The 16,767-nt window shown below is 59.7% G+C and carries 9 protein-coding genes and 6 pseudogenes; 11 read left to right on the top strand and 4 right to left on the bottom strand.

Annotated features, from left to right (window positions below; all coding sequences use genetic code 11):
* Nucleotides 1–21 precede the first annotated feature (21 nt).
* From ACFSOZ_RS03915 to ACFSOZ_RS03880, 8 genes and pseudogenes are all read left to right on the top strand, one after another.
* Nucleotides 22–720 (top strand): annotated as a pseudogene (locus tag ACFSOZ_RS03915) (IS5 family transposase); the annotation flags it as partial.
* Nucleotides 721–1,100: 380 nt separating this feature from the next.
* Nucleotides 1,101–2,246, top strand: a pseudogene (locus tag ACFSOZ_RS03910) (recombinase family protein); the annotation flags it as partial.
* Between the two features lie 511 nt (nt 2,247–2,757).
* A pseudogene (locus ACFSOZ_RS03905) lies at nt 2,758–2,895 on the top strand (IS5/IS1182 family transposase); the annotation flags it as partial.
* Between the two features lie 458 nt (nt 2,896–3,353).
* Nucleotides 3,354–4,691 (top strand): type VI secretion system baseplate subunit TssK, encoded by a 1,338-nt coding sequence (gene tssK / locus ACFSOZ_RS03900; RefSeq protein ID WP_095090140.1) that lies wholly within the window; start codon nt 3,354–3,356, stop codon nt 4,689–4,691.
* Between the two features lie 26 nt (nt 4,692–4,717).
* Nucleotides 4,718–5,008 (top strand): type VI secretion system-associated FHA domain protein, encoded by a 291-nt coding sequence (locus tag ACFSOZ_RS03895; RefSeq protein ID WP_378920624.1) that lies wholly within the window; start codon nt 4,718–4,720, stop codon nt 5,006–5,008.
* Entirely contained in the window at nt 4,998–6,284 is a 1,287-nt protein-coding gene (gene icmH, locus ACFSOZ_RS03890) for a type IVB secretion system protein IcmH/DotU (RefSeq protein WP_378920626.1), read from the top strand. The genes ACFSOZ_RS03895 and icmH overlap by 11 nt, the downstream gene beginning before the upstream one ends.
* A gap of 57 nt (nt 6,285–6,341) precedes the next feature.
* On the top strand, nt 6,342–9,155 hold the full coding sequence (gene tssM, locus ACFSOZ_RS03885) for a type VI secretion system membrane subunit TssM (protein WP_378920628.1): 2,814 nt from the start codon (nt 6,342–6,344) through the stop codon (nt 9,153–9,155).
* Between the two features lie 108 nt (nt 9,156–9,263).
* Nucleotides 9,264–10,877 (top strand): hypothetical protein, encoded by a 1,614-nt coding sequence (locus ACFSOZ_RS03880; RefSeq protein WP_379093717.1) that lies wholly within the window; start codon nt 9,264–9,266, stop codon nt 10,875–10,877.
* A 71-nt stretch (nt 10,878–10,948) separates the two neighbouring features.
* On the opposite strand, the gene ACFSOZ_RS03875 is transcribed toward ACFSOZ_RS03880, so the two are convergent.
* On the bottom strand, nt 10,949–11,929 hold the full coding sequence (locus ACFSOZ_RS03875; RefSeq protein WP_095090136.1) for a LysR family transcriptional regulator: 981 nt from the start codon (nt 11,927–11,929) through the stop codon (nt 10,949–10,951).
* 1,488 nt (nt 11,930–13,417) lie between these two features.
* Here ACFSOZ_RS03875 and ACFSOZ_RS03870 point away from each other — a divergent pair.
* A pseudogene (locus tag ACFSOZ_RS03870) lies at nt 13,418–13,629 on the top strand (SMC-Scp complex subunit ScpB); the annotation flags it as partial.
* A gap of 5 nt (nt 13,630–13,634) precedes the next feature.
* Here ACFSOZ_RS03870 and ACFSOZ_RS03865 read toward each other — a convergent pair.
* From ACFSOZ_RS03865 to ACFSOZ_RS03855, 3 genes and pseudogenes are all read right to left on the bottom strand, one after another.
* Nucleotides 13,635–14,093 carry a hypothetical protein gene (locus ACFSOZ_RS03865; protein ID WP_206073790.1) on the bottom strand — a complete coding sequence of 153 codons (459 nt, stop codon included), beginning with the start codon at nt 14,091–14,093 and terminating at the stop codon, nt 13,635–13,637.
* A gap of 296 nt (nt 14,094–14,389) precedes the next feature.
* The gene (locus ACFSOZ_RS03860) at nt 14,390–15,001 is read right to left on the bottom strand and encodes a PAN domain-containing protein (RefSeq protein WP_378920633.1); all 612 of its coding nucleotides are present in this window, start codon (nt 14,999–15,001) and stop codon (nt 14,390–14,392) included.
* A gap of 143 nt (nt 15,002–15,144) precedes the next feature.
* Nucleotides 15,145–15,555, bottom strand: a pseudogene (locus ACFSOZ_RS03855) (S1 family peptidase); the annotation flags it as partial.
* A 113-nt stretch (nt 15,556–15,668) separates the two neighbouring features.
* Here ACFSOZ_RS03855 and ACFSOZ_RS03850 point away from each other — a divergent pair.
* Together ACFSOZ_RS03850 and ACFSOZ_RS03845 are read left to right on the top strand one after the other, a co-directional pair.
* Nucleotides 15,669–15,884: pseudogene (locus tag ACFSOZ_RS03850) on the top strand (hypothetical protein); the annotation flags it as partial.
* Between the two features lie 64 nt (nt 15,885–15,948).
* Complete coding sequence (locus ACFSOZ_RS03845; protein ID WP_245331254.1) at nt 15,949–16,287, top strand: glycine cleavage T C-terminal barrel domain-containing protein; 339 nt, start codon at nt 15,949–15,951, stop codon at nt 16,285–16,287.
* Nucleotides 16,288–16,767 lie beyond the last annotated feature (480 nt).

Raw genomic sequence — 16,767 nt, 5'->3', positions numbered from 1 at the left:
TGAGATTCGACGGAGATCACGATGCCCTGGACCGAAACCACTCGCCCTCACTATGAACGGCGCTGCCCGCGCTACGCAAGCGACCTGACGAACGCGGAGTGGGCGCTGATCGAGCCGCTGATGCCGGCGCCGAACCGGATCGGCCGCCCCCGCAAGACGGACCTGCGCGAGGTTGTGAACGCGCTGCTTTACATGGCTTCGTCGGGCGGAGCATGGCGGCTTCTGCCCAAGGACTTCCCCCCGTTCTCGACGGTGCAGAAATACTTCTGGCGCTGGCGTGACGAAGGACTGCTGCGCACCATCAACAATGAACTCGTCATGGCGGCGCGCGAACGCGAAGGCAGGGAAGCAAGCCCGTCTGCCGGCGTCATCGACAGCCAGACGGTCAAGGCCACCGAAAGCGGCGGAATACGAGGCTTCGACGCTGGCAAGAAGATCATGGGCCGCAAGCGCCACATCGTCGTCGACACGCTGGGCCTGATGGTCGGCGTGGTCGTTCACGCCGCCGACATTCAAGACCGCGACGGCGCGCCGGCCGTCCTGAAATCCATCCTCAAGCGCTGGCCGTGGCTGCGCCATGTCTTTGCCGATGGCGGCTATGCGGGGCCGAAACTGCGCGGCGCCCTGCAAAAGCTCGGAACGTTCACGATGGAGATCGTCAAGCGGTCGGACAGCGCCAACGGCTTCGAAGTCCTGCCGCGCCGATGGGTCGTGGTCCGCTGTACAATGTTGCCAAGTTTGGTTTCGAGTGGTCGGTGCGCATTGAGCGTCCACGCCGTATGCGGTCGCTTGTTGAGGTTCGCCGCGGTTGGGATGCGAGTCGATTTGTCGCGGCCGAATCAGAGCCAACTGGGGATTTAATGCGCCATCGACGGCCGAGCTGCGAGCCGGCCGATGGAGGCGCACATGGTCCGGCGCAAGGATCGCCCTGTGCTGCGCATGCAGGTATCGTTCGAAGCGACAAGAACCGGCCCCCAACATCTGCTCGAGGCCTACGCCCATCTTGTGCCGACGATACGGCGCACGAAGCAACGGCAGAAGCGTCGAGCGGACCCCTCATCGAAGGTGACGAAAGCGATGACGAGATCGGGAGGTGAGCAATGACCGAGACGCAATGTGCGCTCTATGCGCGGGTGTCGAGCGAGGCGCAGGCGCGCGATAACACGATTGCAAGTCAGGTGATTGCGTTGCAGGAACGCATTGCCACCGACGGCTTCATGCTTGAGCCAGGTTACAGCTACGTGGATGACGGCTACAGTGGTTCGACATTGCTTCGACCGGCGCTGGAACGGCTGAGGGATGCGGTTGCCGGTGGCCAAGTCGACCGTCTCTATGTCCACGCCCCCGATCGGCTCGCCCGCCGCTATGCCCATCAGGCGCTGCTGATCGACGAGTTTCGTCGTACCGGTGTGGAGATCGTGTTCCTCAACCGCCCCATTGGTGGCACGGCCGAGGATGATCTATTGCTTCAGGTTCAGGGTGTGATCGCCGAATATGAACGGGCCAAAATCCTCGAGCGGAGCCGGCGTGGTCGCCGTCACGCGGCACGCTCCGGCTCCGTCAGCGCGCTGACGGGTGCTCCCTTCGGCTACCGTTATGTGAGCCGCGACCAGAGTGGCGGCCTGGCACGCTTTGAGGTCGTGGAGGAGGAGGCACACATTGTTCGACTGATCTTCGCATGGGTCGGCCTGGATCGCATGAGCTTGCGAGGGGTATGCCGCCGGCTCGAGCAGATCGGCTGCCGGACGCGGACAGGAACGACGCATTGGTACGCCTCCACGATCCGCGGCATGCTCGCCAATCCCGCCTATATCGGACGGGCCGCTTTCGGGCGAGCCCGCTACGTGCCGCCACGACCGCGGTTGCGGCCGATCCGCGGCCACTCACAACCCTCGCCGCACGCCACTTCGCGCGTTCCCGTACCGCCTGAAGAGTGGATCGAAATTCCTGTTCCCCCGCTCGTCGATCCGACCGAATTCGAGGCGGTCCATGCTCAGCTTGAGGAGAACCGGAAGCGCAAGCGCCAACGCACGCCGAGCTCGGACTGGCTGCTGCAGGGCCTCGCGGTGTGCCGGCATTGCGGCTACGCCTATTATGGCAAGCGCGCACCTCGCGCCCGCAAATACGACCCGACGGACACGCTGCGCTACTATCGCTGTATCGGTATGGACGGTTATCGCTTCAGCGGCCACCCCGTTTGCGACAACCCGCAGGTGCGCGGCGATCACCTGGAAGAAGCGGTGTGGGATCAAGTCAAAGGTCTCCTGGAGGATCCGCGCCGCATGGCCGAGGAATACCGTCGCCGCCTCCTTGCGGCCCGTGACGAAGTCCGTGAGCCGGAGGAGATCGCCCGCCTCGAACGACAAATGGCCACCTTGCGTCGCGGCATCGGTCGGCTGATCGACAGCTATGCCGAGGGCATCATCGACAAGGCGGAATTCGAACCGCGGATCGCGGGTCTGAAACAACGCCTTTCTCAGCTTCAGGTGCGGCACCAGGCAGCGGTCGACGTGGCCGAGAACGAACACGAGCTCTCACTCCTGATCAACCGTCTGGAAGATTTCTCAGCCAAGGTGAAAGCAGGGCTCGCCGGCCTTGACAGGATCGGAACGCAGCAGATCATCCGTACCGTGGTCCGCCGGGTCGAAATCGACAACACGCAGGTAGAGATCGTCTTCAGGGTTCCGCCACTCGATGGCTCAGCCGGCCAGAAACCGCCAAGCCGGACAACCAGTTCCACGCAACATTGTACAGCGGATCGTCGAGCGGACCTTCGCATGGCTGGGCAGATGCCGAAGGCTGGCAAAGGACTTCGAGCGGTCCATCGAATCCGCACAGGCCTGGGTTCTCATCGCAAACATCCGCATGCTCACCCGACGGCTCGCAAGAGCCTGAAAACACCGCGGTCGTTCTGATTCAGACACTTAGATACGTGATCTTGTTCGCACCCGTCAGCGTCCGCCGGCGCTAATACACTGAAGATCAGCTCGCTGGCCGTCACGTGGACGCGTAAGCACCAACACGCAGTTGGGCGGTTTCGGTTGCCGCTCCGGCCCACCACTCGCGGCACGCCAGAAGGGCTAGATCGACGCTTGCCCGCCCCCGAATTCAGCAATCCGCACGCGGCATCAGATTGGAATTGGCGATGTCGCATTAGAAACGGCATCCGTTATCTCAATCCGAGAGCCCTGTATGGCAAATCGCGGCAGCCAGCAGCCTCTTTTGGCGACCCCAGACACTGCATTCGGGCCGCGAATGGTTGCATATCGGCTACGCATGTTAGGGAGCAGTAGAAGCCTGCTAAATTGCCGCTGCGGTTGAATCATCGGTGCGTCAGACGCGGGGCAGTTAAGGTGTCTTTAGAAAACAGGGTGGTGTGGTCGGAAGGCCTGTTTCTTCGACCGCAGCACTTTCAGCAGAACGACCGTTACGTGGAAAAGTTGCTGCGCGGCAGGACTGCCGCTCTACATGGCTATGGCTGGGGCATCACTGAGCTCCGCATCAATCGCGAACTACTCGCTCTCGGCAAGATCGCTGTCGAAACGGCATGTGGCGTCTTGGAGGATGGCACGCCGTTCAGCATCCCCGATGACGCCGACCAGCCAACTCCATACGATGTTCCGGAGTACCTTCGGGATTCGCTCATCCATTTGGCGGTACCGCTTCATCGAAGCGGGGCCGTTGAAACCGACGTGCGAGCGGAAGCTGACGTGCCGATCCGCTTCGCGGGCGTAAGTCAGGATATCATCGACACAAATGCCGGCGAAAGGGGCAGCGCCTCCATTGAGGTGGCGCAGCTGCGGTTTCAGCTCTTGCCGGACGCGGCGGATCGGTCAGCCTTCACTTGCCTCCCGATCGCCCGTATCATGCAAGTCCGGGCCGACCGGCAAGTCATTCTCGATGAGGCGCACGTCGCGCCAACTCCCGACTGTGCCAGCTCCCACGTCCTCTCGAACTACATCACCGAGATCACTGGCCTGCTTCACCATCGTGGTGAGGCTTTGGCCGCGCGAGTTTCGCACTCGGGGACGCATGGGATCGCGGAAATCGCCGATTTCCTTCTGCTACAGGCGATCAATCGTTACGAGCCCTACTTCTCCCACCTTTCCAAGGCAGCGGTCGTAAACCCGGAATCACTGTATGGCGTCATGCTCCAACTGGCGGGCGAACTAGCCACCTTTGCCCTGGTTGAGAAACGTACTCAGACCTTCGGTGACTACAAGCACCACGCTCTCGCGCATACTTTTTTGCCTGTGATCCAGTCTATCCGGTCGTCACTAAACGCCATACCCGAACAGACGGCGGAGCCGGTGCCGCTACGGCCGCACAAATATGGGTTCCATATCGCCGAGGTGACCGATCGGTCGCTGTTTACGACCGCAAGCTTCGTGCTGGCCGCTCGGGCCGATGTCGAGATCGAGCGACTCCGACGCGAGTTCCCGCGCTATGTCAAGATCGGGCCGGCCGAGAAGATCGAAGAACTCGTCAAAGTCGCATTGCCGGGCATCACCATCAATCCCATATCGGTCGCGCCGCGTCAGATTCCGTTCCATGCTGGATTCACCTACTTCGAGGTCGATCCGCACAGCCGCTGCTGGATGGACTTGCCTCGCTCCGCCGCGTTGACCCTGCACGTCGCCGGCGACTTCCCCAAGCTCGAAATGGCACTGTGGGCCATTCGGGCCTGTTAGCAAAACAGTTTCCTGGGGCGCCCACTATGCAGAAGGCTCTGTTCTGTGTCCGTGAACGTCTCTCCCCATCAGCGATCGAAAGGGCGCTGGGGCGGACCCGTTCAATCTGGCCCAGCAAACATAAGGCGGCAAGCTGGGATGCGTTCGGCCGTGTCCTAGATGAAGTCGTCTCAAGCATCGAAACTGATAAGCTCCGAAGCTTCGACGCCCACTTCGAATCCGCGTATCGCGAGGGCGTCGGCGACCTGCACCCGGCACAGGGCCGTGACGAGAGCGCCCGTTCCGAGAGGCATGAGCTGGGGGGTGATGTTGATTGAAAAAACGATCCCAATTTACCAGCCACCGGCCCGTTTGCCAGCCGAGAAGCCGCTGGAAATCCCTCCGCCGCCGGCGGCGGCACCAAACGAGTCTTTCTGGGAGACGCTTGCGCTCCATCAACCTAATCCGCTGATCGCGGCCGCGGCGGCGCTGCTGGGCCTTTGCGCTCAACTCAAGCGCGGTGGCAGCCATTCCGACGTTGAGGGATTGCGCCTGAAAGTGTTGCAAGAGATTGGTGCCTTTGAGCGTCGTATCATGCCGCTTGGACTGTCCTCCCCAGCGATCAAGATCTGCAAATACGCCCTTTGCGCGACAATCGATGACGTTGTTCTCAACACACGCTGGGGCAGCCACAGCGTCTGGATGACACGGAGCATGGTCGGATCACTGTTTGGCGATACCTTCGGTGGCGACCGTTTTTTCGACGTGATGGCGCACCTGAGAAAAAAACCGCGCGCCAATCTCGAACTCCTAGAACTGCTCTACTACTGCATAAGGTTGGGCTTTAAGGGCCGACACCGGGTCACTATGCGCGGAGCCGCCGAGCTCAGCGTACTTTGCGAAGACGTTTACCGTCTGATCCGCCGAGGCCGCGGTGATTTGGAGCGCGACCTGTCCCTGCACTGGCGCGGGGACTGTGAAGATCGGAAACTGCGCCGCAAATTCGTTCCGATCTGGGTCGTCGTAGCGCTCTTGGCAGGTGTCCTCCTGTCGATCTATACCGGGCTCCTGTTTGCACTAAATGCCCGCGCTGACACAGTCCTCAACGATCTCGCGAAATTGCCGCCGAACGGCACAGGGAGCGTGGTGAGGATCGTACCGCAACCAGCCGTTGCATTGCGCGGCGATCGACTGCGTCACTTTCTCGAGCCCGAAATCCGTGATCGACTCGTCACTGTGAGCGAGGACGCGCAGCAGGTCGTCGTCACCATCCACGCCGCAGGGATGTTCGATTCTGCGAGTCCGAAGGTGAAAAAAACATTCGTGCCGCTTCTTCTGCGGATCGGCCAATCTCTTAATGATGAGGCAGGAACGGTCGTCCTGATCGGGCACACCGATGCCATGCCCATCCAATCGCTCGTCTTTCCTTCAAACCACTACCTCTCGCTTGCCCGTGCCAAGGCGGCTGGCGAGATTATCAAATCCATGATGAGCGACGCAGGGCGAGTGCGAGAGGAAGGCAAAGGCCGCGCGGAGCCGATCGCGCCGAACAATACGCCCGAAGGCCGCGCGCAGAACCGTCGCATCGAAATCATCATCAGGAAGACACGCTGAGAGGCAGCCATGAAGTCAATCCGAAAGACGCTTCGGTCGCTATGGGTGCGTGTCAGCTTGGCGGGCATCGCCTGTGCTTTAATCTTCATCCTCGGACCGCACATCTCGGTCGGTGAATCTACGCCACTCGACGACCTCGGCAGTCAAATTGCGGCGTCGATGGTGATTCTCGGATATGCCGTGGGCGTCGCGCTTCAGTCTAAACTCGACGGGGTTCGGGCTTATTTCGAAGACCTCGTCCAATCACAAGTGTCCGACGCGCTGGACGGGACTGGGGCAGAGCGAAAGAAGGCGAATCCCGCGAGTTCCGACCCCGACGTGGTCCGAGCTGGCACGGCTGCTGAAAAGGAGCTGCAGACGACACTCCTTCGTCTCCGCGAGACCCTTACTATCCTCAAGGGGCGCCGCTTGGCCGGAATCGTCGGCAAGAGCTGGCTCTATCAGCGGCCATGGTATCTGGTCATCGGCCCCCCCGGATCGGGCAAGACCACCGCAATCGTCAATTGCGGGCTCAGCTTTCCGCTGGCGGACAGGTCCAGCCGGAGAGCCCTCGGGCGAACGCGCAGCTGCGAATGGTGGATTGCCGACGAAGCGGTGCTGATCGACGCCGCCGGCCGCTACACGATTCATGAAAGCGATTCAGAGCGGGACAAAGCGGCTTGGCGCGGCTTGCTTCGGCTGCTCCGTCGCTATCGGCCGCGCCAGCCGCTGAACGGGGTCTTGGTAACCATCGCAATCAGCGACCTGAACTCGACATCCGACGACGTGAGCGTCGACCAAGCCAGTTGCATCCGTCAGCGGCTCCTTGAACTAAACAGGGAGCTCCGCCTGCAGCTGCCGGTCTATGTTCTATTCACCAAGAGTGATCTGGCGGCGGGATTTGTCGAGTTCTTCGGTGAACTTGGTGGCGAGGGGACGGAGGCCGTGTGCGGATTCACATTCGCGAGAGAGCCTTCGGAGGGCGACGGCGATCCGATGGAGTCTTACATACCAGCATACGATGCGCTGGTTGGCCGCCTGAACGAAAGGCTGCTTGAACGAATGCAGCAAGAAAGTAACCCCCAAGGTCGCGCACTCATATTCGACTTTCCACAGCAGGTTGCTAGCCTGAAGTATGTGACCGAGCAGTTCTTGCAGGAGGCATTCGCCCGGAATCCGTTTCAGGAGCCGATTATGCTCCGCGGCGTCTACTTCGTAAGCGGGACGCAAGTCGGCACGCGGTTTGATCGTGTTGCGGAGGCCAGATCTCAGATATTCGAGGTCGCTAGGCCGCCTTGTCCTGGGCTCCCTGGCCCGCGGCGCAGTTATTTCATCGGCCGGCTGCTCCGCGATGTCGTTTTCGCCGAAGCTGAGCTCGTCGATGCCGATCCCCGCTTCCTCCGGCGTCAGCGGCGGGTCCGATATGGCGTCTATGCGATCGGTGCGGCGGCCATGATCGCCGCTGGCGTCTTCTGGACGGTCACCTATGTTCGAAACGTCACGCTGATCGAGAGCGTTCGTCTAACAGCTGACAGCTATGCCGCAGAGGCCAAGAAGCTGAACCTCGACCGGGTTGATAACAGCGAGCTTCGACCCATCCTGCCATTGCTCCAGCGGCTACGCAATATCAGGGGCGGCAATGCCGACGGCGACACGGCGGGCGATCGCCTCGCGGGATTGGGTCTCGACCAAAGCAAGAAAATCTCGCTTCAAGCGCGCGCGGCGTACCACCGCGCTCTCAATACTGTCCTGCTGCCACGGCTGATCTCCCGCTTGGAAACATTACTTGCGGAAACACACGATCCTTTGTTTCTCTACGAGGTACTGAATGTCTACCTGATGCTGGGTAAGCAGGCTCCGCTCCAGCGCGAGGTCGTCAAGAACTGGATGGCTGTTGACTGGCGCGTGATGTTTCCGGCCGAAGCGGACGCCGATCTTCGGCACGCGCTCGCTGATCACCTCGACGCCCTCCTGGACCCGCCACTACCTCATGTAGCGCTTAATAGTGAACTGATCGAGAAGAGCCGCGCGAAACTGCAGGCCGTCTCGATGCCCCGCGGCGTGTTCGACATCATCGCGACCAGTCCCGCGGCCTCGCAGCCGCCCACTTCGAGTCTGGACGACCATGCCGCGCCGTTAGCGGAAACCGTCCTGGTCCGTAAATCGGGACAGCCGCTCAGTGCTAAAATTCCTGGCCTTTATACACGAATGGGTTTCTACGGGACTTTCCTGCACTTGCTGCCGCAGGTGGCTGACGCTGTCGCTGCAGAAAGCTGGGTGCTCGATGCACAGGCAGTCGCGCCGGCCGCGGCCGGTGACGTGAGCCAGCAGCTGCGGCGCCCGGCGGCAGACCTCCACCCCCGGGAGTTCGCGTTCCGCCGGGACCAGCTCATTGGCGATGTGTCTCTGCGCCCAATTGGCACCATGGATGACGCGCTGCGAACCTTGGATACGCCGTCCGCGCCGACGTCGCCGATGCTGCGGTTCCTTGTCGCGACGGCGCAAAAGTTAAGGCTCGAGCAGCGACCGGCCCCCGAGGACGGAATGACGAAAGGTAACGGCGTCGCAAAGAGCGAGGCACCACCAACTTACGTTGCGGAACTGATCCGCTCGCGAGCGGTCGCGGACAAGCCTGAAGCTTACGTCCGGCTCTATATGGACGATCATCTTAGGTGGCTGCACCAACGCGTCGACATACTGCCGAATAGTCAGGTGAGCGCGCAGGCGCCGATCGACAGTGCGCTCCAGAATCTCGGCGAACTGTATCGTTCGCTCAGCCAGACCCAAGGGCTGACGGGTTCGGACTGCTTGGAAAAAGACGATCAGGCGGGCGTTGCGATCCGCCAAATTGAGTCGGGAGCCACCAATCTGCCCGAGCCTATCAAACAATGAACTCAGAGGCGAGCTGAAGACGCCAGTTACTTTGATGGGTGAGCGGATCCTGTCCCACCCTTCACCCGACACACCATAATCAAGGACAGGATGAACTGGAGACAAACAATGGCTAAGGCCCATAACAGGCAAAGAGCACTGACGTTCCTGAACCTGATCGAACAGACCAAAGGCAAAGCCGATGTGGAGTTCTGTTTTGCCGTTGGCACAATCGGGGATCCGGAGGAGAAAGCTGTCGTGCTGGTGAAGAAGAGCGGGCTCAATAGTCTGGTCGGAATCCTGAAAAAAATGCCTTATGAAACCGGTGAGGATGGTAAAGCAGACGGCTTTGCGCTTCTGCAGCGCGGCACAGGCAAGATGAACGAAGACGGCGTTATCCTTCTGCGACTTGCCCGCGGAGGCAAAGCCGGATTCCAGCAGGTGAAAAGGAGGATGAAAGAGTATTTCAGGGGCTTCGGCCTGAGGCTACCCGACATGGAAGAAGCTGGAGTGTTAACGGAACAAGACGTTCGGTTATTTGAAGGCACTGTCATGACGAACTCTCAATATCTCCCGGCAGACGACGATGAACAACCGACGAACACCGTCAAGAACGCCGAGGATACCCTTTCGGAACGTGTCGAAAACGGGGAGGGGATAGACCGGAGCGAAGCGGAAGGGCATTCGCAGCGGCCTCTTTCGGACGTGCTGAAGCAGGGCGTTGCCAGCGCGGCGGCAACAATTTCCAATCACGTTCTAAGTCTGAGCGAGCAAATCGGCGCGGGCCAGACCGCCGAGTTGGCCCGATTGACTAAGAAAGTTACCGATTGGCTTGGGCCGATGCTGGCTGCGACGCCCCCGGACGAGCAGGAGGCAAAGCTGCACAACTCGACCAGCCGGTTAATGCTGATGTTGGCATGTCCTGAGAATCTGCGAAATCTCCAATACGTGGACGAGACGGCCGACGGCGTGGTCCAGGACGAGACACACGGCTCCGGCGCGGAAGAGATCGCGGTAAACGGCATAGATCTTAACAGAGTCCCGACCAACTCCCTCAAACAGGACGAGGTGATAGAGACCTTGTTTCGCCTGGCCAAGGCCAAGGCTCAAGAGCGACAGCTTTCCTTTGCCCTGGCGGAGGCGAATTCTGAAAAAATCGCGATGATAGTGTCGTCGCAATGGCCCAAGGAAGAAGGCGATGCAGCCCGCAGGCGCGAGATTGTCGAGCGTCTGATCGCCGTGGTGGAGCAGCGGCTTGGCAACGATGATCACCTCGTTGATCTGCTTGGCGTCAAAGTGACCGACCATCAGAAAGGCAAGAAGGTCATCGTGAATTTGGTCGAAAACATCAAGGACACATGGGAGGCGTGTCTCGGCACTGCGTTGACACTGAGGGACGACGTAAAGAGCAGGATCAACCGGCTGATCGATGTGGAAACCCGTGGCGGAAGCTGGAGGCGTGTCGACGACATCTTCCTGCAGTTCAATGATGAGCTCTCGGATCAACTCACCGCCCTCATCGAGGAAGAAGGCGAGGCAATGCCAGGCGCGATTGAGCGCCTCGAAGCCACAGTCCATAGCAAGCTCAGCTATCTCGACAGCAACGCGACTGTTGCATTGCTCGATAATCCTCCAATGGACCTCGGCCCGGGCACCATCGGGCAGACGCTGCGGGCGGGGCTCGCCGACATCATCAACGGCCTAAAGCGCATCAAATCCTCGCACGCAACATCCGCGCCCTAGAGAACGACGGCTTTATCAATCTGCAACCGAACGCGCCATCCTGGCCCTGACTGGCATGCCCGACTTCAACGCTATTGCGATGTGACGAAACATTCGGCCGTCGGGCCTCGGTTTGTTTCGACGGTTTTGTTGTGGGGGCTCAGCGCGGCGGCGATCTCGCGGCGCAGCCAACTATTGCCCGGGTCGTGATGGCAACGCTCGTGCCAAATCAACCCAATCTCATAGGTCGGCAGTTGCACAGGCGGGTCGACGACCGTCAGCGGCAGCATGGCGGCGAGTCGCGCAGCAACGAGCTGCGGTACGATTAGCACCATGTCGGTTGTCGAGATCACTAGGGCAGCCGTCAGCACGTCGGAAACCAGCATTGGGTCTTGGTCCGGCAAGCTTAACCTAGCCAGGCTATCATAGATCAGGCCGAAACCGCCGTTGAAGTTCGAGGAGATGGCCGCGTGGCGGAGCGACGCAAGATTCTCCCTGGTCCATCCCCGTGTCACGGCTGGGTGTTCGTGGCGTACCAGGCAAGCAAAGCGGTCGGTGTACAGGCTGCGCCGCATGTAGCCAGGGGGAGCGGCGTCAATCTGCCCGATCGCCAGGTCGATCTCACCCTGCTCAAGCCGGCTCGCGGCATCGCTGAGGAGCCGATCGGTGGCAATGTCGAGATGAATGCCGCGCTCGTACAGCCGCGGCAGCAAGAGCAGCGCTTGATGGTCGGGTAACATGATCGTTGCCTTCCACCGCCTTTCCGGGGAGGCGGAGCGGCTCGTTACGATCTCACTGATCGAATCTAACGCTGCCGGCAGCATTTCGGCGAGGCGATCGCCGAGCGGCGTCGGAGTCAATCCGGTTGAGGCGCGAACCAGGAGATCGTCATCGAACAGGCCGCGCAGCCTTGCCAACGCCCGGCTGGTTGCCGGTTGGCTTCGGCCAACGTGGTGGGCCGCACGAGTTACGTTACGGTACTCCAGCAGCGCCTCAAGCACGATCAGCAGGTTCAGGTCGATCGATGCAAGGTTCGGCATCTGCCGTTGCCGCGCGGCGTTACGACGTTTCATTAGCTGCGATCCCACGTACTCTTTTGCCTTCTTCCAGCCGCAAGCAGGCTCAGCCGTTTGTCTCTCCTCTTGGGAGGGTAGTGTTCTGCGAGCTTCCTCGCGGGCATCGGCTCTGCATGTCGGTGCCACTGAGGCTCTTGGGAGAAACCGGGGTCAACACAGCACAATCCGCGTTTCGGCGAAGCCGGAATTGCAAACCGATTCGTTTGGCCGCAGTTGCCTTTGGTCGAATCCTCACCCCTCCGATCAACCGGGCCGTGCGTGGTCACCGGGACGGCGAGACGGCAATTCATGAGCTTGGCCTTGTTCCGACAATTCTCGCTCGCGGCCGCAAGTAACGATTGCAGCAGCCAATTCGCCTCCGCTTGACGAGGCAGTGGTCCTCATCTGAAATCTCAGCGAAAGTCACAGACTTAGTTCCGAATAGAGCGGTCTCGTCTGAGTGCCTGGATGAGTGAGTGGATCTATCGTCTCTGCTTGCGCGTCGCATAATAAATGCCGCCGTCCTTAGGCGATTGACAGTGTCATTGGTAATAATCATGAATGATAAAAAGAAAGGCAACTTGGTTAGACACCTTTTCTATTTGGCTTCACGGCTTTTACATTTGACAATTATTTGATAGACGTATCATTATATTAAGTATGATATATACGCTCCTTTACAGAGGTGAGCATCCTTCTTGACGTCCTGTTTAAAGTGACTTGCCGCGTTCGGCGGCCGGAGACTACATGGCACAATGGCGTTGACCCGCTGACCTAAGATGTTGCGATAGGTCTACCCTGCCCAGCCGTTTGGAATTGCTAAGAGTCTATGAATTTTTTTGAAGGAGATGTTGCGACTGACGCGTATTGGCGAGTGCTGATCAGGAAGGGGAGCATGAAAAAGCTGGGGGTCGTCAGGCGGCCAGCTTGGGTGCATTTTCTGGTCTCAGCCGTTTCTCGCCAGCGCTTGAAGTCGCTGTCGAGCGTGCCGTCGAGGATGCGCGTTCGCAGTTGGACGCCACGCGGCGTCCATTGTATTTGTTGCTTCTTGGGCAAACCGCTTGGCGATTGCCTGATTGATGGTTGACTCAACGAAGGGCTTGAACGACCTCCCGAGAACGGTGGCGTTCAGCGAAGTTCGGGATGAGATCGGCAGCTGAACTTCTCCAAATATCGCCGCAGCTTGCGTGCCTCTGGCAGCGGACGCCGATTAAAGCGCGTGTCGCGCTTAATCGGCCTCATATCCGGCAGCCTTGAAGAAGTTTCGACACTGTGTCGGGTCAAAAAGGTGGCAGATTTCGCCGAGAGCGTCGGAGAGGGCGTTGAAGGTTCTGGCCGCCTTCTTGCGCAGCAGCGCCTTGAGCTTCTCCCGGCGTCGTATTGCGCCATAGTCGGGATGTTATCGTCCCTAGCAGAGGAGCCATCTATGTCCGAGCTTGCCACAGTTGGTATCGACCTCGCAAAGAGTTGGCCCACTCTGTCTCCATACCCGTCGCCGCAATAGCGGTCGACCTGATCGGCCATCTGCGCGGTGCCGGTCTGATCGCCTCCGGTCCGCGCAGCCCAACACCCGGCGCGCCCTACACCTACGTCACCACCAAAGAATTCCTGCTGGAGTTCGGGCTTGAGACGCTGCGCGACTGCCGGATTTCGAGGCGCTCGAGGATGCCGGGCTGCTGTCAAAGGAGAAGCTGTTGCGTTTCATGCTTGCGGGCTGACGATATCAATCCATTGTGCGATCGCCGATGGTACCGAGCGGCCCGTCTGCCTCAGATCGTACAGGCACTGTTCGCCCACTTGCACACGGCAGACCGTGAAGGCCAACCCCTCCTCGACTGTTGTCTACGTACACCGATGCATCGGCAATCATTGACGCTGCCCCGATGGCTCTTTGGGTTTTCGGGAACCGGCGCAGCAGCCGCTCCGTCTCAACGTCATGCCCATGTTCCGCGACACGAGTCTGAACGCGCAGGATTGAAAGTTCGACATTGGCGAGGCCGACGAATAGCAGCAGAACAAAATAGCCTGCTGCCTGCATGTCACGGATGAGATCGAGCTTGGAATGAACGATGCCATCCGGAAGCTCTTCCCAATACGAAAAGACCGTCTCCATAGCGAAGGGAACTTTGGACTGCATCGCATGGCCGACGAAAGCTTGAACGCCATCCTGCGCCACCTTCATCCAGCTTCTATCGGTATCCCTGAGAGATTGTGCCCGGGAACAAGAGCCCCATCGCTGCCCGTTTCAGGCAGAATCGACAGCATCATCCGGTCAGCATTGATGAGTGGAATTTGCAGACGATCCGACAGGACTTTCCGCCACATCGTGGACTTTCCTGAACCGTTGTGGCCTGCGAGGACGATAGCGAGCGGCTTTTTCGAAGAGGGTCGCGATCGTCACGACAAGGAAGGCACGAATCATCGTCTAGCTCCGGGTCTTTGACGAGGCGGAAGGCGCGCGCCGCGAGCGAGGCGGGTTCACCTGACGCCGAGATCGACGCCCAGCTCTGCCGAAAGCGACCCCAACCGATCCTTCAGCCAGCACGTAGGCTTCTTCTTCACGAACGCAAAGGCGCGGCATTGCAGATTGGCCTCACACACAATGTAGCATCCCACGAAATCTGTCTTTATGCGCGCGTAGTCGCCGCCCACCATGTCACGACCAGAAGCGACGGCGAACGTGGACACCAGCACGCTAGAACTCAGTTCTTCGGCCACGCTGGCCGACGCATCCGGGTTCTTCACGAGCAACTTGGCGTCGCTCTTCAGAAAGCAAAATCGAGCCAGCTTGTTGTAGGTCGAAGCTCGGCAAGAACGATCGGCATTGCAGGCTGCGTGGCATTGAGCCTCGGAAACGTTTCGCAGCGTCGCGTAGTCAAAACCGATCACGTCGTAATCGTCAACGCTGCGGAAGGGTCGCGACGCCACGTAGGGCTCGGGGGCGGGGCTGCTCGTAGCGGGCGCCGCGTCGGTGACAGCAGCACTCTCACGACTATGGCAGAGGACCAGCACCACAGCTGGTGCGACTTTCTCTGCGAGATCCGCCGTCTCCAGGTGCGGCCCGATGGCATCGACGGCATCGAATGCCACGCCTCGGCTCTGAAGGAACGATCGAACCGCACTTCCCCTGACGGCGAAGTTGACGTTCTGGGGCACATTATGCCGGTCGCGCGGTCGTTTAGGACCGCCGTCGTGATACCGAGGACCGCACCGCTTCGATCTACGAGGGGACCGCCGGAATTGCCTGGTTGAATTGGCGTAGAAATCTGCAGGTAGCGGGAGTCGTCACCGATTCCGAGTAGCGAGTTCACGTTGCCGGTCGTGATCTTCACTGAACTCGACAGGGCGGTCGTTAGCGGGTAGCCGAACGCCGCGACGTCTTCTCCCAGCCGCGGCTCAGAATTCCTCAACTTGAGGACAGCCGGTACGGCGCCAGCACTCTTGTCAACAGCCAAGTCCTTTTGAACGTCGACCTTAAGGTCGGTGACCTCACCTCGGCCGACCACCGTTACGCTCTTGCAACCGTCGACGACGTGCGCGTTAGTGACCAGCCATCCGTCGGCGCTGACGAAAAACGCCGTGCCCGATGATGAGACATCCGATGATTGCGACCAAGCTGGATGGATGGCGCAAATCGACGCCATCACTGCAGCACTGACGGCGATACATCGCTTCGAGAAACGAAACACAGTAAAACAGACCACAGCCTAGTCGAAGCTTTTAATCTTGTCAGGCACGAGCACAAGTGGATTGCTTAATGGCGCGCACGCAGACAAGGAGAGCATGGGTTATCGCCAACCGGCTGACGTACATCGGAGAACTGGGCTGGGAGCTCCATATTCCCACTGAGATGGCTCAGCACGTTTTTGATGTCTTGTGGGAAGCCGGTGGCGAGCACGGGTTACGTCCGGCAGGCTATCACGCCCTGGAGCACCTCCGCTCCGAGCGAGCATACCGTGAGTACGAGCTTGACCTAACCCCGGTCGACACACTGCTCGAGGCCGGACTTGGGTTTACGATCGACTGGTCAAAGGCCTGTGGTTTCCAAGGCAAGGCCGCCACAGAGGCCCAGAAGGCGGCAGGCACGCCGCGCAAGCCGCTTCTGTCGTTTAAGCTGCGGGATCCAAAGCCCCCTACTCTTTCGCGAGGAGCTAATCCGCTACGATGGTGGCATTGTCGGCTACATCTCCTCTGGGGTCCGGAACTTTACCCTGGGGTCATCGATAGGACTCGGCTACGTCAACCACGCTGGTGGAGTCAGTCGCGGGTGGATCGACTCGGGAAGCTGGCAGATCGAAATAGACGGCGAGCTGTTCGACGCCGACGCATCCCTGCAGGCTTTCTTCGATCCCAAAGGCCTCAGGACGAAGATCTAGCCCCGCAGGCTGCAAGGTCCGAACGTACTCGGCCCTGTCCAGCCCCGTTCCTCCGCATTTCATCGCCCTCCGCCCGGATTAAAGCGCCAGGTGAACAAAATCCGATTTCAAAGGCGAAGTATTTCGAAATAATGTTGTGGCTGCTTATTACTGCGCCCAACGCCGACCGAAACCGCTCGCTCCTTGATGCCCGCGATTGTCACGACCGACAGATTATATTAGCGTGACCGCGCGGCCAGCACGCGCGTTTGCGAAGGATCGAGAAGGTTATCAGCGCGTGCGCAATGAGAAAGTACTGGAAAATGTCTTCAACAGTTCGTCTAGAGTTAGTCAAATTAGCTTTTAGGCTTTGGGCTAATTGTCCTTCATGATCATGGATACTTGGATCCTGATGATACGACGAGGCCTTGCGAGGCGTCGCGTGGGTTCGGATGTGCGCGACGAGGACGCAGGCAGTCGCGCTCTCGTCAGAAGATCGGC

This window comes from Mesorhizobium newzealandense (genome assembly GCF_042682145.1).
Lineage (GTDB): Bacteria > Pseudomonadota > Alphaproteobacteria > Rhizobiales > Rhizobiaceae > Mesorhizobium > Mesorhizobium newzealandense.
The sequence above is the reverse complement of the archived record's forward strand: the minus strand, read 5'-3'. Positions and strand labels throughout refer to the sequence as shown.

Bases quoted from the DNA above. Each gene is read 5' to 3' on its own strand.
- ACFSOZ_RS03895 (WP_378920624.1), top strand. From the start codon at position 4,718: ATGCAGAAGGCTCTGTTCTGTGTCCGTGAACGTCTCTCCCCATCAGCG.
- icmH (WP_378920626.1), top strand. From the start codon at position 4,998: ATGTTGATTGAAAAAACGATCCCAATTTACCAGCCACCGGCCCGTTTG.
- ACFSOZ_RS03880 (WP_379093717.1), top strand. From the start codon at position 9,264: ATGGCTAAGGCCCATAACAGGCAAAGAGCACTGACGTTCCTGAACCTG.
- ACFSOZ_RS03875 (WP_095090136.1), bottom strand. From the start codon at position 11,929: ATGAAACGTCGTAACGCCGCGCGGCAACGGCAGATGCCGAACCTTGCA.
- ACFSOZ_RS03865 (WP_206073790.1), bottom strand. From the start codon at position 14,093: ATGAAGGTGGCGCAGGATGGCGTTCAAGCTTTCGTCGGCCATGCGATG.